Below are 20,333 nucleotides of genomic sequence, written 5' to 3' on the forward strand. Positions count from 1 at the left end.
AATCGCAAATCCATTCAGTCCCATAAAACAAAACCCCGCCGAAATTCGACGGGGGTTTGTCAGCAGTCTGAGGGCGCGGCTTGCCGCGCCCTTTTGCTTTCGGTGCCGCCGCTCAGACCGTCAGCGCTACCTTGCCGATTGGCTTGGTGGCGAGAAAGGCGTGGGCGGCTCCCGCCTGGTCGAGCGGAAAAGTCCTGGCCACGTGGACCGCAAGCTTTTGCGCGTCGATCAACCCGGCAAGCTCAACCAGGCCCTCGCGGTCGGGCACGACCGACATGCGTTCGACCCTGATATCGCGCGAACTGGCGTCGGCGCGCGTGGCGTCGTTGACGTTGAGCAATGATACCAGCACGCCGCCGGGCTTCAGCACCTTCAGCGAGCGATCGGCATGATCGCCGCCCACCGGCTCCAGCACCAGGTCGATGTCGCTGATCTGGCTGGTGAAATCACCTTTGGTGTAGTCGATCACCTCATCGGCGCCGAGCTTGTGTACGAAGTCGAGCTTGCCCGGGCTGGCCGTGGCGACGACGTAAGCACCACGCGCCTTGGCGATCTGCACGGCCAGATGGCCAACGCCGCCAGCTCCGGCGTGCACCAGCACGCGCTGGCCTGATTTCAGTCCGCCATGACGGACAAGGCCTTGCCAGGCGGTGAGACCGGCCAGCGGCAATGCGCCGGCCTGGATGTGGTCCGCCCGCGTCGGCTTCAGCGCGATCTCATCGGCCGGCACGGCCGCCAGTTCGGCATAGCCCGCGGCCTGCTTGGGGAAGCGCGGCATGCCGAACACTTCGTCGCCGACCTTGAAGCTGGTGACGCCGGCGCCCAGTGCCTCGACCGTCCCCGAAATATCCCAGCCAAGGATGAAGGGTGGCTCGCCGAGCAGCGGATAGTTGCCGGCGCGCACCGCGCCATCGACCGGATTGATGCCGGCCGCCTTGACGCGGACCAGCACCTCGCCGGCCTTCGGTGTGGGATCGGGCAATTCGGCGGTGACAAGAACGTCGGGCCCGCCAACGGAATTCTGGGTTACGGCACGCATGAAATCTCTCCTGCTTGATTAGCGCCACTATCATTTGGAGAGTAAGGGCCTATTGTCCAGTATGCACCTTTTTGATATATAGGCACCTCATGGATAGTGATTGCGACTCCCCCCTCGGCTACGATGCGTTCCGGCGGACATGCCCGTCGCATACCGTTTTGGAGATGCTGGCCAGCAAATGGGTCTACCTGGTGGTCTGCGCGCTGCGCAACGGCCGGCAGCGCAATGGCGCGCTTGCCCGCAAGCTCGAAGGCATCACGCCCAAGATGCTGACCCAGACCTTGCGTGTGCTGGAGCGTGATGGCCTGGTGCGGCGAGAGGTCTATCCGGTCATTCCGCCGCGCGTCGAATATGAACTGACCGAGCTCGGGCTGAACCTGGCGGGACTGCTTACCCAGATCAGATCATGGGCGGAGCAGCATGCCCCCGATATCAAGGATGCCCGCGCAAGGGCGATCGCCGGAAACGAGGTGGGCTGGGCGGCCTAGGTCTTGCGTGCCACCCGCGCTTTCGTGGCGGCCGCCGGCGCCGGAATTCAGGCTGTCGCCCGACAGTGTCGCGCTTGTGCGCGCGCCAAATAGCGCCGATGTCGGCTGGTTCAGCCGATCATGGCGCTGCGGCCACCGGTTTCGGCCTCGCGAATCTTGGTATCGCGCGATTCCAGCATCTCAGCCTTGGAAAGCTCCGCTTCAGCTTCGCCGAGTAATGATTCGGCGGCGCTTCGCTGCTGGGCGAGGTCGCCTTGCGAGTTCCTGAGATTGTCGCGGCGCAGGCGCGCGGCCTTGGCGAAGGTCGGATAGGCGAAATGATTGATATCTGTGATGCCGGCTTTCTTTTCCTCGGCGGTGATCTGAAGCTCCAGTTCGACGGCCATGCGCTCGAACTCGGCGATCATCATGTCGAGTTGCAGCATCTGGCGACGCTTCTCATTCACCTGAAACTGTTTCAGCCGAACGAGGTTTTCACGTGACTTCATGATTCGGTACTCCCGGAAACGCACACCCGCACATATCGTCCAAACCCCTTGGAAAGGCCCAAGCGCTGCCCGTATCCACCGGCTTTCCCCGCACTATAGGAAACAAAACCCTAAAGTTTTTTGCCGACGGTAACCATTCGTTTACGGGCATTGTTAATCATACGTGTCAGGGCTTAAGGCCGGGTAAAAATTCCGGCCGCCGAAGCGAAGCCGCGTCGATGAGTCCCTGGAGTCACTTAGTCCAGGTTATTAATGTGTCGCATTAGGAATTTTGGTCTGTGATTCGTTATTAGATTCAAGAGGGTGTAGAAAGGGGTTAAAAAATCTGATACCGTACTGGACGGGAAATTAGGTTTTGTTAACCATTCGATGGCAGCCTCTATACAAGGCAACCACTGCTCCGGGGCAGGACGGGTCGTGAAATGGTCCGGCGGCAGAAAAGGGGAATGAAATGCGTGTTCTGCTGATAGAAGATGACAGTGCAACCGCACAAAGCATCGAGTTGATGCTGAAATCGGAAAGTTTCAACGTCTATACGACAGACCTCGGCGAAGAGGGTGTCGATCTGGGCAAGCTCTACGATTACGACATCATCCTTCTCGACCTCAACCTGCCGGACATGTCCGGCTACGAGGTCTTGAGAACGCTTCGCCTCTCCAAGGTGAAGACGCCCATCCTGATCCTCTCCGGCATGGCCGGCATCGAGGACAAGGTACGCGGCCTCGGTTTCGGCGCTGACGACTACATGACCAAGCCGTTCCACAAGGACGAGCTGGTGGCGCGCATTCATGCCATCGTGCGCCGCTCCAAGGGCCACGCCCAGTCGGTCATCACCACGGGCGATCTGGTCGTCAATCTCGACGCCAAGACCGTCGAGGTCGGTGGCCAGCGCGTGCACCTCACCGGCAAGGAATACCAGATGCTGGAGTTGCTCTCGCTGCGCAAGGGCACCACCCTCACCAAGGAAATGTTCCTCAATCACCTCTATGGCGGCATGGACGAGCCGGAACTGAAGATCATCGACGTCTTCATCTGCAAGCTGCGCAAGAAGCTCGACGCCGCGTCCGGTGGCCAGAACTACATCGAGACCGTCTGGGGCCGCGGCTACGTGCTGCGCGAACCGGAAGACATCCGCGTCAGCGCCTGAGCGCGGCCGGCAGAGCTTTCTTAAAAAACCTGGCCATGTGAACTGACCCCCGAAAGTTGGACGCAACCTTCGGGGGTTTTGCATTGTGGACTGATAATTATTTTGTTTTGCATCGCGAGACGGCGGACCGCCGCGCGGTGTGCCTGGAATAGCTTCCGTTCAGGCAGCGATCTTCAAGGCGCGAAAGCGTTCGAGCAGTTGCGGGCGATTAAAGGGCTTCAACAGATAACCCTGGGCGCCGGCGCGCTTGGCCCGCATGATCGACGCGATATCGAGCTCGACCAGTGAGATCAGGATCTGCGGCCTGATCGGGCTTTCCATGGCGCGCAGGCGCCGGATGAGGTCGATCGCCTGCACGTCCGGCAGGGCGCCATCGATGACGATGATGTCGGGCATGTCGGCGGCGCACATCTCCAGTGCGTCAAGTCCGCTGGCTGCCTCGATGACCATCATGTCGGAACCGCCCAGGATGCGTTTCGCAACCTTCCTGATGACGCTTGAATCGTCGACGAACATGCAGCGTTTCATTTCCGGGTCCTCTTTGCCCTTGGACAATCCGGTCGTGCGGGGCATCTGCGGCGTAGCCTAGACCGATCTGGTAAAGAAGCTGAAAAGCCGTTAGGTAAAATTTTTGCAAAGATGCCGCTAGGCTGATTTTTCCTTACGGATGCTTCGACGTTGCCGGCGTGTCAAAGGTCATCGCGCCCGATTGCCGTGTCAATAAAATATTTCAAATTGAAATACTTTGTTCGGTCGCGCTGCCGCGCCGATTCAGACCACCGAAAGGACGATTTCTTCAGCCGTCGCATGGATCGAAATTGTCATGTTGGCCTCGCGGGCCAACAGCAGCGTGTAATAGGGCTGCACCGAATGAGCGTCGATCGGCTCCTCCGGCTTGTGACCGGAATGCAGTTCGAGGAATTTCGGCGGCACACGCAGCATCGGCCCGCTTGCCGAAAGCGAAAAACGCGGCTCGGTTTCGAGATTTTCGAGCGTCACCACCAGCTTGCCGCCGCGCGGAATGGCGGCATTGGCGACCAGGAGCAGGTTGAGCAGCAGCTTGACCTTGTTCTTGGGCAGCAGCGCGCGGATTCCGTTCCAGACCAATTCCGGCTTTTCGTTCTTGAGGAAGGCGATGGCGACGGCCTCGGCATCTCCGGTATCGATCATCATGCCCGCCGAGCCGGCGGCGCCGAAGGCGATCCGGGCGAACTGCAAGCGGGCCGAGGCGTTCTTCGCACTCTGGCGGATGAGCCGCATGGCGTCTTCGTCGGCGCCGCCCTCGTCGAGCAGTTCAAGCCCGTTATTGATCGCGCCGACCGGCGAGATGATGTCATGGCAGACGCGGCTGCACAAAAGCGCCGCCAGGTCGGGAGCGGAAAGGGTGAACAGTTCGGCCATCGGCGAAATCCCTGCAAAATCTTCCAGTTCGTGGCCGAGCGATCGATCTTCGCGCCTGCCCACACGAATCACGCTTCAACCCAAGGCTTTCTGAATACACAGCGCCCGCGCGTGCAGCAACAAATCGAAATTGTCGTCATGGCATATGGCGCATTCACGCAGGCTGCGTGTCCCCTTGAGCGGCCAAACAGCCTTCGAACCGCCATCTTCATGTGGGAGTTTAATGGTTGAAAAAGGATTACGGCATAGTTTGCCCCTAACAGTCATCCTTAACGGCCGCCTAAAGAGCCGTACGGATGCGAGGCGTCGGCGAAAGTGCTTCATGACGGAGATTGGAAGCATGTTTTCCCGATTGTATGACCGGAGTTTTCTCCGTGCCCTCTCAATGGCGTTCACGCTCATGGGCGTTCTCGTCTTCACGACATCGCCCTTGCGGGCCCAGGAGTACACCGCTCAGGAGATTGTCGATTCCGGCCACAAGTTCTTCGGCGCGACGTCGGGCGGGTTGGCCACGGTCGTGGAGAAGATTTTCGCCTCCTACGGTTTGCCTAACGGCTATCTGCTCGGCGAGGAGGGATCCGGTGCGCTGATCGGCGGCCTGACCTATGGCGAAGGCACGCTCTACACCAAGAATGCCGGCGATCACAAAGTGTTCTGGCAAGGCCCGTCGCTGGGCTGGGATTTCGGCGGCGAGGGGTCACGCGTGATGATGCTGGTCTACAATCTCGACGATGTCGGCAACCTCTACAATCGCTATGGCGGCGTCGCCGGTTCGGCCTATGTGGTGGCGGGTGTCGGCTTCAACGTGCTGAAGAACAACAATGTGCTGCTGGTGCCGATCCGTACCGGCGTCGGCGCCCGGCTCGGCGTCAATCTCGGCTACTTGAAACTGACCGAGCGGGCGACCTGGAACCCGTTCTGATCCGTCCGATATGATGGAGACCCGGACCGTTCGACCGGATTCCCGAGCCATGACCCGAATGAGCCGCGGCAAGCCCTTGCCGCGGTGCCGGATTTCCGCCATGCCAAGATGGCACGGTCCAGCCTTCCAAGTTGTCGTCGATAACGGGTAGTCCTTTGGTTCAGTCGGTCCTGTTCTTTGCCCTCGGCTTTCTCTGTGCCGGCTTTCTGGCGCTGATGGTGGCTCCGGCCGTCTGGCGGCGTGCCGTCGCCCTGACCCGCAGGCGCATCGAAGCCTCCATCCCGCTGACGCAAGCTGAAATCCAAGCCGACAAGGACCGGATTCGGGCCGAGTACGCCATGTCGACCCGCCGACTTGAAATCAACGTCAAGACGTTGCGCGAGAAAGTGGCCGAACAACTCGTCGAGATCAATCGCAGCCACGAGGCGCTGAAGGGGCTGGCGGTCGAGCGCACGGACAAGAACCATGCGCTCGCCGAACTCGGCGCCAAGAACGAGGCGCTGCGGCAACGCGAAGAGGAACTGCATCAGCTTTCGGAGCGGCTCAAGGAAACCGAACGAAAACTGGAAAGGCGGGCGCTCGATATCGAGAAGCTGGAGCACATGTATGACGATGCCAGTTTTGCCTCCAGCAGCCGCCAGATCGAGCTCGTGGCCCGCGAATCCGAATTGCAGAAGCTCGCCAGCGACATCTCGCTGCTGCGCGGCCAGCGCAAGGAAGCGGACCGGCGCAGCCAGGAGATCGCGGCCGAAAGCAAGGCCGCACGCGATGCCCTGAAGGCCGAGAAGAGAAGGGCCGCCGAACTCGACAAGAAGGTCGAGCGGCTGCTCGCAACGCTCGCCGACCGTGAGGACAAGCTTGATCGGCGCGAAAAGGAGTTGGCGCGGTTGCGGGAAAAAGCGAAAGCCGAGGACGGCGCATCGGCCTTGCGGCTGGTCGGCAAACCCGATGAAGCGGGTCGGCGCGACGAGGTCGGCAAGCGCGACGACGTGGACCGGGCGATTGCCAGGCTCGACGGCGACCGCGAGCGGCTGGAGGCCAGGCTTATGGCGCTGGCGCGTGAGAACAAGCGCCTGAAGGCGGACCTCGGCGCCGCGGCATCGTTGGGCTTGACGAATGGCAATGGCGCCGCGCTGCGTGAGCAGATGAACGAACTGGCTGCGGAGGTCGTCCATCTGACCGCCAAGCTCGAGGGGCCCGGCTCGCCGATCGCCAAGGCGCTGGCGGCACCGCAGGAAAACCGCTCCGCCGGCCACGACCGCAGCCTCGCCGACCGCGTGCGCGCCTTGCAGAAAGCAGAAGCCGACTGACGCGGTGCGGGCTAGCCGCCTTCGTCGCACTCAAATCATCGTCAGTGCGAGAAATGATGCAAGGCAATGGCCGAGGCGGCAGCGACGTTCAAGCTGTCGAAGCCTTTCGACATGGTGATCCGTACCGTTTGCAAGCGGGCAAGCAGGCTTTCGGGCAGGCCTTCACCCTCGGTGCCGAGATAGAGCGCCAGCCGCTCGCCGCGCGGTGCATGGCGTATGTCGATTCGCCCGCGCGGTGACAGTGCGAACTGGTCATAGCCCCGCCGATCGAGACCCGCCGTGAATTCCGGCGTGTCGGTGAAGGACGCGAAAGGGATCTTGAGCGCGGCGCCGACCGAAACCCGGATCGCCTTGCGGTACAGCGGGTCGCAGCATGTCGTGTCCATCAGCACCGCGTCGGCGCCGAAAGCGGCGGCATTGCGGAAGATCGAACCCATATTGTCATGGTTGGCGATGCCGACAAGCACGACGACCAGAGCTTGGGCGGGCAAGGCATCCAGCAATGAGGCGGCCGGGTGCGGTGCTTCCTTGCGGCCGATGGCCAGGATGCCGCGATGCATATGGAATCCGGCAATCGCGTCCATCACCGCACCGGCGACGACGTAGACCGGCAGGTCCGCTTGTGCCTTGCGCAGCATGTCCTCCAGGCCGCCAAGCCTGTTTTCCAGGATCAGGATGGATTCGGCGCTGAAGCGGCGCGACGACAAAAGCAGGTCGAGCACCACCTTGCCTTCGGCGACGAAACGGCTTTGCCGGCCCGCCAGATCGCGCTCGCGGATATCGAGATAGGCAGCGACACGCGGGTCGCGTGGATCGTCGATGCGAATTGGGTCCATGTCTCGCTCAACAATCATGTCCCGCTTAACAATAAAGAGCGTGGCTCGTGTGCCGGGAAAGACACACGAGCCACGCTCCGGAAATCGTCAGCGAGGTAAGCGGCCGCGGCAGCGTGCGGTCAAGTCCCGGCGCGGCGCAACCTCTGCGCCATCTGGGACAGATCTTCCTTGCCGCTGCCGAAAATGCCATCCAGCATGGTGAGCAGTTCGCGCACCGCATCGGATTTGCAGGAATAGTAGATCATCTGACGATCGCGCCGGGTGTCCACGATGTCGAGCGCCCGCAACTTGGCTAGGTGCTGCGAGAGAGCGGATTGGCTGAGCATCACCTTTTCGGCGATGGCGCCGACCGACATTTCACCGTCGATCAGATAGCTCATGATCAACAGCCGTTTTTCGTTGCCCATCAGCATCAGAAATTCGGCAGCCGATTCGGCGTTGGCGATTAGCTTTGTCGAGACCATTGATGCCCCATGCTGTTTGCTCATCAAGGCGCCATGGGGGCAATGGTGCCTGAATCCATAAATTCACTTGTGAAGGTGCCAACGAGTCAGCACCACATCTAAGCCTAGAACATTTCTTTCAAATCTCAAGCGTTGCTTTTGATCAAATGCAATTTAGTCGCACCTTATATCTCCGATGCGGCCCTGCCGGCCCTGGCCATGGCAATCAGAGCGGGACGCAATTCCGACACCATTACCAATGGTTGTGGAAAAAATACCCGGCAAATATTGTCTCCCGACACCAGATCGATGCCTTCGGCGTCCAAACCGGCAATGGTCCAGCCGTCGCCGAGTGCCTTGGCGAAATGACGGGCGTAGACGGCGATCGCATCGAGATGGTCCGCATTCATGTGCTCGACGGCCGATTGTTCGCTTCCGGCGAGTTCCTCGATGATGGGCCCAATGGTGAGAAGGTCGAGCCGTTCGAGCTGATAGGCCTTGCCGAAGCCGCCGTTGAGGCTGGCGTGTTGCGGCTCAAGGCGAAAGATCGAAAAGTCGCCGAGCCCGGCATAGAGGCTCGCCTTGGGATTGTGGTTGAGATAGCGGCGCTCGGCACGGGCATGCGCCTGCGAGCCGCGCTCCAGCCGCGATGCCTGGCAGGCCAGCGTCAGCCGCGGATGCGCCAGCGGATCGCCTTTGCCGGGCTCGCCGAGCAGCAGGGAACAGCGCGGATCGGCAAGCAGGGCTGACGTGTGCGCCGCGAGCATCGACACCAGGACAAGCGGTGCGCCATCGATGTCGGTGGCTATGCCGACCCGGCTCGCCAGTGGCGATCCGGTCCTTGGTTCCAGCACCGCCAGGGCGCCGAAGCGGGCGCTGCGCAGAAGCGTTTTCGCCAACCGGATCGCCTCGGCGTCGGTCTCGCGGATCACATTCTTCTTCCGGTCGCCCAAGGTTCTCGTCCTGCTAAGTTGATTTCCTTATTCCACTTATCAGCCGACGTGCCGAACTTGGCAGGGGGAGGCACCCGCCGCATTTCGCACCTTTGGGCGACACGCCCTATTTCGGCGCCATGCGGATGGCGCCGTCGAGGCGGATGGTCTCGCCGTTCAGCATCTGGTTTTCGACAATGTGCAGGGCAAGCGCGGCATATTCGGATGGTTCGCCGAGGCGGGACGGGAAGGGCACGGCGGCGCCCAGCGAATCCTGCACTTCCTGCGGCATGCCGGCCATCATCGGCGTCTTGAAAATGCCGGGCGCGATGGTACAGACCCGGATGCCGGAACGGGCGAGATCACGCGCCACCGGCAGCGTCATGCCGACCACGCCGCCCTTGGAGGCGGAATAGGCCGCCTGGCCGATCTGCCCGTCATAGGCGGCGACCGAGGCGGTGTTGACGATGACGCCGCGCTCGCCGCCCTGCAGCGGCTCGAGTTTCGCGGCGCGGTCGGCAACCAGGCGGATCATATTGAAGGTGCCGATCAGATTGACCTCGATCACCTTGCGGTATTGGTCGAGCGGATGGGGTCCATCCTTGCCGATCGTCTTCACCCCGATGGCGATGCCGGCGCAATTGACCAGAATGCGCGGCTCGCCCAGCCTGGCTGCGACATCGGCGAGGGCGGCGGCGCCATTGTCGGCACTTGCAACATCGCACTGGACGGCGATGCCGCCGAGCTCGGCAGCAACCTTGGCCGCGCGCTCAATGCCGACATCGAGGATGGCGACGCGGGCCCCTTTGGCGGCAAGCGCGCGAGCGGTCGCCTCGCCGAGGCCGGAGCCGCCGCCGGTCACGATCGCGATCTGGCCGTTGGGGGTCATGGCGTCATCCTTCCTGTGAGTATGGGCTTTTCCATGAAAACAGGGACGGATCAGGCCCGGATCGACCGACAAGGTCAAGATGGAGCAGTTCGCCGTCTTGCAGAAACGGCGAACTGCGGAACCCGTTCATACCTTCCTGGAACTGCCTAGGCGTGCTCGGCGACCCTGGCCTGGCTGGCGTGACCGACCTCGCCCATGAGCCTGGCAACCGCGCCCGGCGTGATCTCGTGCGACAAAAGGCGGTCGAGGTCGACAGGCCTCGGCATCGAGATCTGGCCGCGTGGAATGCGCTTGAAGCCAAGCGGCCCGTAATAGGGCTCGTCGCCGACCAGCATCACGGCGGGCGCACCGGCCTTGGCGGCCGCTTCCAGCGCGATTGCCACCAGCCGGCGGCCGATGCCGAGATTCTTGAAGGCGGGCCGCACCGCGAGCGGCCCAAGCATCAGCGCCCGGCCGGCACCGGCAGCAATGCGCGTCATACGCACCGAGGCGACGACGAGATCGCCGTCGACCGCGACAAAGGACAGCGCGCGCTCGTGGCCACCGGCCTCGCGGATCTTGTAGGCGGCCAGCACGAAACGGCCGGGGCCGAAGGCCTCGTCGTTAATGGCTTCGATTTCAGGATCGTGCGCCGGAGTTTCCGGCAGGTACTTCACGTCGGCAAGGCTCATGGTCGTTGCGTTCCGGTAGAGGAGGAAAGGTTGCTGCAAACGGCAGCATTCGCCAGTCAGCGCTTCATCAAGCGCGGGCGCCCTTTCGTCGTCGGTCAAACCGGATCAAGGCAAAGTCGAACATGCGGAGTGTCCGCTAGCATCAATTTTCGCCCGCCGCAATCGACGCCTTCGCTGGCCCTACCGATTGACGATCTGTTCAGCCCTGGATGATTTCCGCCTTGCCGCATCGCGCCCTACATGACGGGAAACGCGAAAGGACAATTCATGGGATTGCTCGTCGATGGCAAATGGCAGGACCGCTGGTACGACACGAAAAACAGTGGCGGCAAGTTCGTGCGGGCGCAGTCGCAGTGGCGCGACTGGATCACGCGCGACGGCACACCGGCCGGAGGCCGCAGCCGCGGCTTCAAGGCGGAGCCCGGCCGCTATCACCTCTATGTCTCGCTCGCCTGTCCTTGGGCGCACCGGACGCTGATCTTTCGCGCGCTGAAGAAGCTGAACGCCATTATTTCGGTATCGGTGGTGCATCATTTCATGGGTGCTGATGGCTGGACGTTCCTGGCCGAGGACGGTGCGACAGGGGACACGCTCTACGGCCTCGACTTCCTGCACCAGATCTATACCAAGGCCGATCCGGCCTATTCGGGCCGGGTGACGGTGCCGGTGCTATGGGACAAAAAGGAACAGACTATCGTCTCCAACGAATCCTCCGAGATCATTCGGATGCTCAATTCAGCCTTCGACGAATGGGGCGATGCCAGCCTCGATTTCTACCCGGAAGCCTTGCGTGGCGAGATCGACGCGGTTAACGCGCTGGTTTATCCCGCCGTCAACAATGGCGTCTATCGCGCCGGTTTCGCCACCACGCAAACGGCCTATGAGGAGGCGTTCGGCGAGCTGTTTTCGACGCTCGATGCGCTGGAAGATCGCCTTTCCAGGCAACGCTATCTGGTTGGTGACCGCATTACCGAGGCCGACTGGCGGCTGTTCACCACTCTGGTGCGCTTCGACCCGGTCTATGTCGGCCACTTCAAGTGCAACCTGCGCCGCATCGCCGACTATCCGAACCTGTCGAACTATCTGCGCGACCTCTATCAGGTGCCTGGTGTCGCCGAGACGGTGAACCTGCACCACATCAAGGCGCATTATTACGCCAGTCACGAGACCATCAATCCGACCCGGATCATACCGGTCGGGCCGGCGCTCGACTATGGTGCGCGGCACGATCGGGGGCGGTTCAGGAAGGCCGCAGCCTGACCTACCAGTAAGCCGATGCCGGCTCGCCCCTAAAAACCTCAGCGATCCGGCGCAGCGTTGCCGGCGTCGTGCTTTCCGGCAAGCGATCGAGCGGGAAAAAGCCGGCCTCGGCGATTTCATGGTCGGGCAGTTTCGGCGCGGTTTGGCTGAAATGCTCGACCAGGTAGAAGCCGACATGGTCGCGGGGGCTGGCGCGGCGATTGAAATGCATCGATCTGAACACCGGTGGCGCGGCCAGCGCGATGTTGCCTTCCTCGGCGAGTTCGCGGGCCAGCGCCTCGGTCATCGTCTCCCCGATCTCGACGCCGCCGCCGGGAAGCTGCCAGCCCGGCACATAGGTGTGGCGAATGAGGAAGACGGAATTGTTGGCGGCATCGTGGATCAGGCCGCGCACACCGAGCGTCATCGGCCGCCGCAGCACGAAATAGAGATGGAACAGCCGGGCCCTGAAACCCGGCCAGCCGCTCTGGCGGAACGGAGCCTCCTCATCGGTCGCCATCAGTAGCGAAACCGTGGGTGGAAAGCCGCGTGCGCGTCGCCTATGAAGGAGGAATGTTCAGGCTCGCGCATATTTCCGATGTCCATCTGGGGCCGCTCCCCGATGTATCCTATCGCGATCTCGCGTCCAAGCGCGTGCTCGGCTATGTCAACTGGCAGCGCAATCGCCGCCGCCACATGCACGATGCCGTCATCGATGCCATCGTCGCGGACATCAAGGCGCAAAACCCGGACCATCTCGCCGTCACCGGCGACCTCGTCAACCTTGCGCTCGACGGCGAGATCGAGATGGCCAAACACTGGCTCGAGACGCTTGGGGCGCCGCATGACGTTTCGGTCGTGCCGGGAAACCATGATGCCTATGTGCCCGGTGCCTTCGACAAGATCTGCCGGTCATGGGCGGCGTGGATGAGCGGCGACGGTGTCAACACGCCGGTCGACCGCAATGCCTTCCCCTATCTGCGCGTACGCGGCAATGTCGCGCTGATCGGCGTCTCGACGGCGCGCGCCACGGCGCCCTTCATGGCCAATGGTTTCTTCATGGAGGAGCAGGCGTCTCGGCTCGGCAAGATCCTCGAGAGCACGGCGAAGCAGGGGCTGTTCCGCGCGATCATGATCCATCACCCGCCGGTGCGGGGCGCCGTCTCCCAGCACAAGCGGCTGTTCGGCATCGCCCGCTTCCACAAGATCGTCCGCCGCCACGGCGCGGAGCTTGTGCTGCACGGCCATTCGCATCTGCCATCGCTGTTCCAGATCGGGCTCCGCGGCGCGAAGGTCCCGTTCGTCGGCGTCGCCGCCGCCGGCCAGGCACCGGGCGGCAAACATCCCGCCGCGCAGTACAATCTGTTCGAGATCGACGGCGAAAAGGGAAACTGGCGCATCCACCTGACGCGGCGCGGCTTAACCGGACCGTCGCTACCGCCTGCCGATCTGCAGACCCTGGAGCTCGGTGTCGAGGCCGACGCGGCTATGGCCGCCAGTTGAGAACCATGGCCGCGAGGCGGTCCCAGAACAGCGCAGCCGACACCGCGAGACCAACCAGTCCGCCGGCGGCGATCAGCCCAAGGCCGGACAGGAAGGCCGACCAGCCCCTGCCTTGCGCCGACGCTCGCAGTGGCGGCTCGGCTTCCGCGACCTTGGCGCGTCTCATGCCGGCGACCGCCGCCTCGACGCCACCCTCCATCATCCTCCGGCGCTCGACGATGCGCTCGGCGACATAACGCGTCACGGAATCGGCGACAGGTTTCATCTCGGTCGATTCGGCAAGCACGACCCGGCCAACGCGTGTGTCCTTGAGGAAGCGGTAGGTGCGGCGGTCGCGCCCCATCGCGACATGGCTGACGGCGTCGATCCACAGGCGCGGCTGTAGCCCCGAGGAGACGACAAAGTCGAAATTGTCCATGTCGGCTGGAACATCGGCAAAGACGGGTGCGAGGTCCGCGGCCAGGAGGTCGAGGCGCATGCGGTGCGCCTCGCGCATGTCGACGACGACATCGTCGCGGTCAGCGAAGGCGTTCTTCACGTCACGGATGGCGTCTGACAGTTTGCTTGATGGATCGAAGTTCTCGCCTGCGTCCTTCATCGGCGTCGGCCTCGCGGGTTTGGTTAACATGCAGTTAACACAGCCGCCGGCAAAATGCACTGGCGAGATCAAGGCGGGGAGGCGTCCGGGCGAGGTCGCGCGGGACGTGTCAACCGGTCGCGGCGAGTTTCGGACGCAAGGGCCTGGCGCGGCGGTTCATGTTGCGCCGGATGATCGTGGCAACCAGCCCAGGCGCCTCCTCGATCAGCATATGGCCAGCCCCCAGCACGTGGTGGACATGAAATTGCGCGGGCAGATTATCCGTGTGGGTAAAGGGCAGCACAGGGTCGTCGCTGCCCCATACCACCATCACCGGCATGGTCAGGGTGTACAACCGGTCGCGCGGGATGACACCCTGCCGGTCGTCGCTGGTCATGGCGGCAGCAATCTCGATGAGTTTCTCCACCTGGCCAGGTCGCTCGCGCATGTCCGCAAGGGCGTCCACGGTGTGATCGATGGGCCGCGTCAGTGGTCCCGACATCGCAACGAGGCACGCCCGGATGTCGGATGGGTCCCTCGCGGCGGCAAAGCGGCGCAACAGCGGGCCATTGATCTCGGCGCCGAAGCCGCCAGGCGCCAGAAGCGTCAGCGATGCCACCTTCTCGGGCTCGGCCAGCGCCATCAGCGCCGCCACCGCGCCGCCCATCGAGTGGCCCACCAGATGAACGCGCTTCAGAGATCGCGCGGTGAGATCGGCCAGGACGGCCCTTGCCGCCACCTTGGCCGGGCCGGCGCCGGGGAAATCAAGCGACAGCCCGTGCCCCGGCAAGTCATAAGCGAGTATGCGAGCGGCAGGCGACAGCGACGGGACCACTTCGTGCCAAATATCGTCGCAGCCGCCGAAACCATGCAGTAGGACGATGGTCTTCGAACCGGCACCTTGTTCGGTGGCATGAAGCGATGAAATCATGAAGCTGGGGGCTTGTTGCAGGGCTATGAGAAACGCGAGACCACAGTCAATTGCGGCTGGATTGCGCCTCGTCTAGTGGGATGGCCAGTAAAATTTTCGCGATTTGTACGATTGATGACAGAACTCGCCGCCTAAGCAATATTCGATGATCGGTGCGTACGAAATCGACAATGCTCAGCGCCGTCGATATCGCTTGGCGTTAGCCAGCGCTGCCGAGTCCGGCGGCGCGTAACGCGCCGACCAAGCGCTCGGTCAGATCGGCCGGATATTTTCGGTCAATGAAGGTCGCGCGCGGATTGGCGGCGAATTTCGGAAATTTGGCGTTCAGCTCGTCGAGCAGCTTGCGCGCCAGATTGTCCTGACCGGCGATCTTGGCGCCGATCAGCCGGGCGGCAAGATAGTGCGATTTCGTTGCGGTTGTTCTCAGAGAGGAACTGGCGATCGCCGCCTTGTTCATGTCGCCAAGCATGAGTTCGCCGGCGAAAAGTCCAAAATCCCACCATGTCGGATGACCGCTGGAGGCGTCCACTGCCTGGGCCAGGATCGGCGTCCCCTCGGCATACCGGCCGGCGAAAATCAGCCCGTAACCGTAGGCGGCAGCCATGGCTATATCGTAGTGGTTAAGGTCATAGGCCTTGCGCATCCAGCGCAGCGCCTCGTCGGCATTGCCAAGTCGCGAATAGATGTAGCCATAGGCGCGATGCGCGTTGGGGCTGGTCGGTCCCATCTGCACGGCGCGGTGGGCAAATGTAAGCGCCTTGTCGATCGTCGCATCGGGCGGGTAGGCGTAGTGGTCGTTCACCGCCTCGAGCTGCAACGAAGCGAGCTCGGAATAAACCAGCGACGATTTGGCACCGTTTTCGGCGAGGTTTTCGAGGCAGCGATAGGCGGCCTCGTGGGTCCTGGCGTTCTGGTCGAGATAGTATTTGCCGTTGAACAACAGGCACCGCGTCAGGCCGGCTTGTATGCCGCTCTGTTCGAGATAGTTGTAGATCGTGCCGGAGTCGGGAAGAGCGGACGTCAAGATGCCGGCTATACGGCTCTCGACGGCGGTGGGTGCGCTGTCGGCGGCGGTCAGGTTGCGCGACAAAAGCACCCGTCCGGTCGCCACGCTCTGCAGTTCGATCGTGATGTCACCGGTATCCGGTCCAGGCAGAATGTCGAAGATGAAGCTCGTGGCATTGGTGACCGGATCGGTCGTGTCGACCGTGTCGCGACCGATGAAGTCGATCGTATCGAAGCCGCTCAGGCCGGCGCGCAGCGTTGCGGCGACACGGCTGGCATCCGTGCCGCTGGCCTTGACGGCGATGTAGACGAGCGGCAAGTCCTCGCTGGACGACGCGACGCTGCCGGTCAGGCCCGCGGTCTCGAGCGTGGCCGCAAGGTCGCCGCCTGCCAGCAGCGCACCGCTGCCCTGACGCAGGATCAAAACGCCGAGCATGGCGATGACGACGGCGATCGCCATCCAGAAAAATCTGAGGTGACGTGCCACCGACGGCGCCGACGCGACCATCGGTGCCGGCAAGGCAGCGGCCGGAATGGCACTTTCGGCAGTGTCGCGTTGCGCCGATGGAGCCGCGGCCGCTCCGTTCTGGATGGCGGGTTGGGACGTCTCCGGCAAGCGGATTGCGTTGAGCTCATAGGCCGGGACATAGCCGCCGCGCGGAATGGCTATGCGGACAGGCTCGGCAACACCTTCATTGGCAAAATACTGCTCCAGCAAATCGCGCAGCCGGCCGGCCTGGACCCGCACCACCGCGTCGGTCGAAGGATCGAAATCGCCATCCTTGCCGAAGACATCCATGGCGATGGAAAAGCCCTTGAGCCTGTCGGCTTCGCCGGCCTGTTCGCGCTCGACAAGATAACGCAGCAGCTTGCGTGCCCGTTCGGATCTTCCGAACGTTTCGCTGGCAAGCAGTCGCTCCAATGTTTCGCGCACTGCGGGGGCGGCAGGCGTGGCATGCTGCAAGTGTCGATCCTCTCGAAGTCGGCACAGGTTAAGGCACGGATCATATAATGCCCGCACCGCCATACAAGTATACACGCATTATGTGATCGCGTACCTCACCGGATATTTTTCCGGTGGTTAACGGCCCGGCCGGTGTCGGTCACGGGATGGTCGTGGGAGCCAGTCGAGGCCAAAGCCTTGTGCTGGTTTGAAAAAATGGCGGCGCGAGGGAGCTGCTCCCGCGCCGCCGACGACCGATGCTATCGCGCTCTGCGACCGACGATACGGTTGGCCGCCGACGTCACCGCTTCCAGCGAAGCGGCGACGATATTGGTGTTGATGCCGGCGCCGAACAGCTTGCCGCCGGGATATTCCATCTCGACATAGGAGATGGCCGATGCATTCGAGCCTCGCTGCATCGAATGCTCGGAATAATCGAGCACCGACATCTCGACGCCGACATGGCGCGACAGCGCATCGACGAAAGCGTCGATCGGGCCGGTGCCGGTGCCCGATATCGTCGTTTCCTTGCCATTGTCGAGGATGACCGCCTCGACCACGCGCCGGCCCTTCACCTCGGTATCCGGATAGGTGTGGTGGTCGAGGAATTTCAGCCGGGCGCCCGGCTGGTCGACATAGGTTTCGAGGAAGCGGTCATGAATACGCTTTGCCGGCACTTCCTTGCCTTCGGCGTCGGTGATCGCCTGGATCGCCTGGCTGAACTCGATCTGCAGGTTGCGCGGCAAATTGAGGCCGTAGTCGGCCTGCAGCACATAGGCGATGCCGCCCTTGCCCGACTGCGAGTTGATGCGGATGATGGCCTCGTAGCTGCGGCCGACATCGGCGGGATCGATCGGCAGGTAAGGTACTTCCCAATGCGGCGTGTTGGCCTTCTTCAGCGCCTTCATGCCCTTGTTGATGGCGTCCTGGTGCGAGCCGGAAAAGGCGGTGTAGACGAGCTCGCCGACATAGGGATGGCGCTCGGGAATCTTCAGCTGGTTCGAATATTCGTAGACGTCCTTCATCCGGTTGATGTCGGAGCAGTCGATGCCGGGATCGACGCCTTGCGTGTACATGTTGAGCGCCAGCGTGACGATGTCGACATTGCCGGTGCGCTCGCCATTGCCGAACAGCGTGCCTTCGACGCGGTCGGCGCCGGCCATCAGGCCGAGTTCGGTCGTGGCGATGCCGGTGCCGCGGTCATTGTGCGGATGCAGCGAGAGGATCAGGTTTTCGCGGTTGTCGAGGTTGCGGCACATCCACTCGATGCGATCGGCATAGATGTTGGGCGTCGACATCTCGACCGTCGACGGCAGGTTGATGATCAGCTTGTTGTCAGGCGTCGGCCTGACGATCTCGGTGACGGCGTTGCAAATCTCCAGCGCGACCTCGAGTTCGGTGCCGGTGAAGCTCTCCGGCGAATATTCGAAGCGATAGCCGCCGCCGGCCTTGGTCGCCATCTCGGTGATCATCTTGGCGGCGTCGGTGGCGATGCGCTTGATGCCGCCGACATCTTTCTCGAAGACGACACGGCGCTGCAACTCGCTGGTCGAGTTGTAGAAATGCACGATCGGGTTGGTGGCGCCCTTCAGCGCCTCGAAGGTGCGGCTGATCAGTTCGGGCCGGCACTGTACCAGCACCTGCAACGACACATCGGCCGGCACATTGCCTTCCTCGATGCACCAGCGGGCGAAATCGAAATCGGTCTGCGAAGCCGACGGGAAGCCGATTTCGATCTCCTTGAAGCCCATGTCGAGCAGCAGGCCGAACATGCGCGCCTTGCGCTCGTGGCCCATCGGATCGATCAGCGCCTGGTTGCCGTCGCGCAGGTCGACCGAGCACCAGATAGGCGCCTTGTCGATGATCTTCGAGGGCCAGGTCCGGTCGGTGAGGCCGACGGTAGGGTAGGGCTGATATTTTCGAGCCGCGTCCGGCATGCCCCGGCCACCTTGCTTGCCGGTCGCGGCCTCGCTGGCGCGGATGTCTTCTCGTGCGTTCATCGTCGTTTCTCCCGGCGGCTGGCGGGTCCACCTGTCAGGCGGATGTGGTGCCAAGCGGCGCCTTTACCAGAATTTCATTCGCTTGATATGATTTGCCAAGGAGCATGCGCTTGCGCGGCGGTTCGACCGCCGGGCGCTCCTTCAGCGAACCCGGCGATCGCCGATAAGGCCGAGAAGAAGCAGGGTCGAGGCAAGCGCGCGCACGGTCTCGCCGGCAAAGCCGGTCTGACGGGAAGCGGTGGTGGCGCGCGTGTTCATGGTCGCTCTCATACAGGAGCGACCTGTTGGAGGCAAGCGGGGCCGGAACGCGTCCGATATTATGCCTGATGCGGATGCTCTTCCCCGCGCGCTGCAAATGCGCCAGACTTGACCGGTGGCGGGGTGCCGCCGGCAGGGGGTCGTCCATGAATTTCGTGTTCTTCTCGCCGCATTTTCCCGCCAATGGCGCCGATTTCTGCGATCGGCTGAAGAAGGCCGGCGCGACGGTGCTCGGCATTGGCGACGCACCCTTTGACGCGCTGGACGGCAAGCTGAAGGCGGCGCTTTCGGAATATTACCGCGTCGCCGACATGGAGGACTATGAGCCGGTGTTCCGGGCCATCGGGCATTTCATCCACAAATGGGGCCGCATCGACCGGTTCGAATCGCTCAACGAGCACTGGCTGGAACTGGAAGCCAACATCCGCACAGACTTCAACATCTACGGCACCAAACTCGATTTTGTGAAGAATCTGAAGCGCAAGAGCCGCATGCGCGCCTTCTTCCGCAAGAGCGGCGTCGAGATCATCGCGCAGCGCAAATGTTCCGACCGGGCCGGCGCCATGACCTTCATCCGCCGCGTCGGCTATCCCGTGGTGGTCAAACCGGATTCAGGCTCCGGCGCTTCGAACACGTTCAAGATCTCCAATGCGAAAGAGCTCGACCAGTTCTTCCGGGACAAGCCGGAGGATGTGACCTTCGTCATGGAGCAGTTCATCGAGGGGCTGGTGGTGACTTATGACGGGCTGGTCAACCGCGACGGCGAGGTGGTGCTGGCGGCCAGCCACCGCTACGACCAGAGCGTCATGGATGTGGTCAACAAGGACCGCCACATGAGTTACACCTGCTTTCCCCGGATCAGGCCTGTCGTCGAGGAAGCCGGCCGCAAGATCCTGAAAGCATTCGACGTGCGCGAACGCTTTTTCCACATCGAGCTGTTCGAGACCAGGGATGACCGCATCATCGCACTGGAGGTCAACATGCGCCCGCCCGGCGCCTGGATGACCGACGCGATCAACTACACGTTCGACATCGATGTCTACGCGGCGTGGGCGGACATGGTGGTCAAGGACGCCGCCGGCGGCCCTTATGAGGGCAAGTATTTCACCGCCTATGCCAGCCGCAAGCGCCACCTCGACTATTTGCACAGCCATGCGGACGTGCTAGCCGCGCACGGCGACAAGATCGTCCATCATCAGCCGATAGAGGTTTTCAGCCGCGCCATGGGGAATTACGCCTATCAGATGCGCTCGAAGGACCAGGCGGAGCTGCGCGAGGCGGTGGCCTATATCCACGCGGAAAAGGCTTGAG

General features: G+C 62.4%; 21 protein-coding genes. 7 read left to right on the forward strand and 14 right to left on the reverse strand.

Annotated features, from left to right (window positions below; genetic code table 11):
* Positions 1-112 precede the first annotated feature (112 nt).
* Positions 113-1,039, reverse strand: coding sequence for an NADP-dependent oxidoreductase (locus M653_RS0128525; protein WP_027146383.1), 927 nt, complete (start codon positions 1,037-1,039; stop codon positions 113-115).
* Positions 1,040-1,128: 89 nt separating this feature from the next.
* Here M653_RS0128525 and M653_RS0128530 point away from each other — a divergent pair, with 89 nt between their 5' ends.
* Positions 1,129-1,527, forward strand: a complete 399-nt coding sequence (locus tag M653_RS0128530) for a helix-turn-helix domain-containing protein (protein WP_027146384.1) — start codon at positions 1,129-1,131, stop codon at positions 1,525-1,527.
* A 110-nt stretch (positions 1,528-1,637) separates the two neighbouring features.
* Here the strand turns inward: M653_RS0128530 and M653_RS0128535 are convergent, their stop codons facing one another.
* Complete coding sequence (locus M653_RS0128535) at positions 1,638-2,015, reverse strand: flagellar export protein FliJ (RefSeq protein WP_027146385.1); 378 nt, start codon at positions 2,013-2,015, stop codon at positions 1,638-1,640.
* A gap of 451 nt (positions 2,016-2,466) precedes the next feature.
* Between M653_RS0128535 and ctrA the strand changes: the two genes are divergently transcribed.
* Positions 2,467-3,162 carry a cell cycle two-component system response regulator CtrA gene (gene ctrA, locus M653_RS0128540; protein WP_006203583.1) on the forward strand — a complete coding sequence of 232 codons (696 nt, stop codon included), beginning with the start codon at positions 2,467-2,469 and terminating at the stop codon, positions 3,160-3,162.
* Positions 3,163-3,321: 159 nt separating this feature from the next.
* Here ctrA and M653_RS0128545 read toward each other — a convergent pair whose 3' ends face one another.
* Both M653_RS0128545 and M653_RS0128550 read right to left on the reverse strand, forming a co-directional pair.
* Positions 3,322-3,690 (reverse strand): response regulator, encoded by a 369-nt coding sequence (locus M653_RS0128545; protein ID WP_027146386.1) that lies wholly within the window; start codon positions 3,688-3,690, stop codon positions 3,322-3,324.
* A gap of 243 nt (positions 3,691-3,933) precedes the next feature.
* A complete protein-coding gene (locus M653_RS0128550) occupies positions 3,934-4,563 on the reverse strand; it encodes a histidine phosphotransferase family protein (RefSeq protein ID WP_027146387.1) in 630 nt (209 codons plus the stop codon).
* Between the two features lie 385 nt (positions 4,564-4,948).
* Between M653_RS0128550 and M653_RS0128555 the strand changes: the two genes are divergently transcribed.
* On the forward strand, positions 4,949-5,485 hold the full coding sequence (locus tag M653_RS0128555; protein WP_245262388.1) for an EipA family protein: 537 nt from the start codon (positions 4,949-4,951) through the stop codon (positions 5,483-5,485).
* A 155-nt stretch (positions 5,486-5,640) separates the two neighbouring features.
* On the forward strand, positions 5,641-6,795 hold the full coding sequence (locus M653_RS0128560; protein ID WP_027146389.1) for a hypothetical protein: 1,155 nt from the start codon (positions 5,641-5,643) through the stop codon (positions 6,793-6,795).
* Between the two features lie 41 nt (positions 6,796-6,836).
* Here M653_RS0128560 and M653_RS0128565 read toward each other — a convergent pair whose 3' ends face one another.
* From M653_RS0128565 to M653_RS0128585, 5 genes are all read right to left on the reverse strand, one after another.
* Positions 6,837-7,631, reverse strand: coding sequence for an RNA methyltransferase (locus M653_RS0128565; RefSeq protein ID WP_027146390.1), 795 nt, complete (start codon positions 7,629-7,631; stop codon positions 6,837-6,839).
* 119 nt (positions 7,632-7,750) lie between these two features.
* Positions 7,751-8,095 (reverse strand): metalloregulator ArsR/SmtB family transcription factor, encoded by a 345-nt coding sequence (locus M653_RS0128570; protein WP_027146391.1) that lies wholly within the window; start codon positions 8,093-8,095, stop codon positions 7,751-7,753.
* Between the two features lie 164 nt (positions 8,096-8,259).
* Entirely contained in the window at positions 8,260-9,027 is a 768-nt protein-coding gene (locus M653_RS0128575; protein WP_027146392.1) for a HugZ family protein, read from the reverse strand.
* 106 nt (positions 9,028-9,133) lie between these two features.
* Positions 9,134-9,895: a 3-hydroxyacyl-CoA dehydrogenase gene (locus tag M653_RS0128580; RefSeq protein WP_027146393.1), complete on the reverse strand. Its 762-nt coding sequence runs from the start codon at positions 9,893-9,895 to the stop codon at positions 9,134-9,136.
* Between the two features lie 146 nt (positions 9,896-10,041).
* Positions 10,042-10,566 carry an N-acetyltransferase gene (locus M653_RS0128585; protein WP_027146394.1) on the reverse strand — a complete coding sequence of 175 codons (525 nt, stop codon included), beginning with the start codon at positions 10,564-10,566 and terminating at the stop codon, positions 10,042-10,044.
* A gap of 267 nt (positions 10,567-10,833) precedes the next feature.
* Between M653_RS0128585 and M653_RS0128590 the strand changes: the two genes are divergently transcribed.
* Positions 10,834-11,826 (forward strand): glutathione S-transferase family protein, encoded by a 993-nt coding sequence (locus M653_RS0128590; protein ID WP_027146395.1) that lies wholly within the window; start codon positions 10,834-10,836, stop codon positions 11,824-11,826.
* A 1-nt stretch (position 11,827) separates the two neighbouring features.
* Here the strand turns inward: M653_RS0128590 and M653_RS0128595 are convergent, their stop codons facing one another.
* Complete coding sequence (locus tag M653_RS0128595) at positions 11,828-12,325, reverse strand: NUDIX domain-containing protein (protein WP_027146396.1); 498 nt, start codon at positions 12,323-12,325, stop codon at positions 11,828-11,830.
* 53 nt (positions 12,326-12,378) lie between these two features.
* On the opposite strand from M653_RS0128595, the gene M653_RS0128600 reads away from it, so the two are divergent.
* The gene (locus M653_RS0128600; protein WP_027146397.1) at positions 12,379-13,308 is read left to right on the forward strand and encodes a metallophosphoesterase; all 930 of its coding nucleotides are present in this window, start codon (positions 12,379-12,381) and stop codon (positions 13,306-13,308) included.
* Here M653_RS0128600 and M653_RS0128605 read toward each other — a convergent pair.
* The 4 genes from M653_RS0128605 to leuA all read right to left on the reverse strand — a co-directional run bounded on the left by M653_RS0128605 (position 13,292) and on the right by leuA (position 18,764).
* Positions 13,292-13,906, reverse strand: coding sequence for a hypothetical protein (locus M653_RS0128605; protein WP_027146398.1), 615 nt, complete (start codon positions 13,904-13,906; stop codon positions 13,292-13,294). The two genes, M653_RS0128600 and M653_RS0128605, sit on opposite strands and share 17 nt — an antisense overlap.
* A 109-nt stretch (positions 13,907-14,015) precedes the next feature.
* Positions 14,016-14,816: an alpha/beta fold hydrolase gene (locus M653_RS0128610; protein WP_027146399.1), complete on the reverse strand. Its 801-nt coding sequence runs from the start codon at positions 14,814-14,816 to the stop codon at positions 14,016-14,018.
* A gap of 199 nt (positions 14,817-15,015) precedes the next feature.
* The gene (locus M653_RS0128615; RefSeq protein WP_027146400.1) at positions 15,016-16,785 is read right to left on the reverse strand and encodes a hypothetical protein; all 1,770 of its coding nucleotides are present in this window, start codon (positions 16,783-16,785) and stop codon (positions 15,016-15,018) included.
* 239 nt (positions 16,786-17,024) lie between these two features.
* A complete protein-coding gene (gene leuA / locus M653_RS0128620) occupies positions 17,025-18,764 on the reverse strand; it encodes a 2-isopropylmalate synthase (protein ID WP_027146401.1) in 1,740 nt (579 codons plus the stop codon).
* 404 nt (positions 18,765-19,168) lie between these two features.
* On the opposite strand from leuA, the gene M653_RS0128630 reads away from it, so the two are divergent.
* On the forward strand, positions 19,169-20,332 hold the full coding sequence (locus M653_RS0128630) for an ATP-grasp domain-containing protein (protein ID WP_027146402.1): 1,164 nt from the start codon (positions 19,169-19,171) through the stop codon (positions 20,330-20,332).
* Position 20,333: the final 1 nt, after the last annotated feature.

The organism is Mesorhizobium sp. WSM3626, assembly GCF_000513935.1.
GTDB classification, from domain to species: Bacteria; Pseudomonadota; Alphaproteobacteria; order Rhizobiales; family Rhizobiaceae; genus Mesorhizobium; species Mesorhizobium salmacidum.

Bases quoted from the DNA above. Each gene is read 5' to 3' on its own strand.
- M653_RS0128630 (WP_027146402.1), top strand. From the start codon at position 19,169: ATGAATTTCGTGTTCTTCTCGCCGCATTTTCCCGCCAATGGCGCCGAT.
- M653_RS0128525 (WP_027146383.1), bottom strand. From the start codon at position 1,039: ATGCGTGCCGTAACCCAGAATTCCGTTGGCGGGCCCGACGTTCTTGTC.
- M653_RS0128585 (WP_027146394.1), bottom strand. From the start codon at position 10,566: ATGAGCCTTGCCGACGTGAAGTACCTGCCGGAAACTCCGGCGCACGAT.
- M653_RS0128590 (WP_027146395.1), top strand. From the start codon at position 10,834: ATGGGATTGCTCGTCGATGGCAAATGGCAGGACCGCTGGTACGACACG.
- M653_RS0128595 (WP_027146396.1), bottom strand. From the start codon at position 12,325: ATGGCGACCGATGAGGAGGCTCCGTTCCGCCAGAGCGGCTGGCCGGGT.
- M653_RS0128600 (WP_027146397.1), top strand. From the start codon at position 12,379: ATGTTCAGGCTCGCGCATATTTCCGATGTCCATCTGGGGCCGCTCCCC.
- M653_RS0128530 (WP_027146384.1), top strand. From the start codon at position 1,129: ATGGATAGTGATTGCGACTCCCCCCTCGGCTACGATGCGTTCCGGCGG.
- M653_RS0128535 (WP_027146385.1), bottom strand. From the start codon at position 2,015: ATGAAGTCACGTGAAAACCTCGTTCGGCTGAAACAGTTTCAGGTGAAT.
- leuA (WP_027146401.1), bottom strand. From the start codon at position 18,764: ATGAACGCACGAGAAGACATCCGCGCCAGCGAGGCCGCGACCGGCAAG.
- M653_RS0128555 (WP_245262388.1), top strand. From the start codon at position 4,949: ATGGCGTTCACGCTCATGGGCGTTCTCGTCTTCACGACATCGCCCTTG.
- M653_RS0128550 (WP_027146387.1), bottom strand. From the start codon at position 4,563: ATGGCCGAACTGTTCACCCTTTCCGCTCCCGACCTGGCGGCGCTTTTG.
- M653_RS0128570 (WP_027146391.1), bottom strand. From the start codon at position 8,095: ATGGTCTCGACAAAGCTAATCGCCAACGCCGAATCGGCTGCCGAATTT.
- M653_RS0128605 (WP_027146398.1), bottom strand. From the start codon at position 13,906: ATGAAGGACGCAGGCGAGAACTTCGATCCATCAAGCAAACTGTCAGAC.
- M653_RS0128610 (WP_027146399.1), bottom strand. From the start codon at position 14,816: ATGATTTCATCGCTTCATGCCACCGAACAAGGTGCCGGTTCGAAGACC.
- ctrA (WP_006203583.1), top strand. From the start codon at position 2,467: ATGCGTGTTCTGCTGATAGAAGATGACAGTGCAACCGCACAAAGCATC.
- M653_RS0128565 (WP_027146390.1), bottom strand. From the start codon at position 7,631: ATGGACCCAATTCGCATCGACGATCCACGCGACCCGCGTGTCGCTGCC.
- M653_RS0128580 (WP_027146393.1), bottom strand. From the start codon at position 9,895: ATGACCCCCAACGGCCAGATCGCGATCGTGACCGGCGGCGGCTCCGGC.
- M653_RS0128545 (WP_027146386.1), bottom strand. From the start codon at position 3,690: ATGAAACGCTGCATGTTCGTCGACGATTCAAGCGTCATCAGGAAGGTT.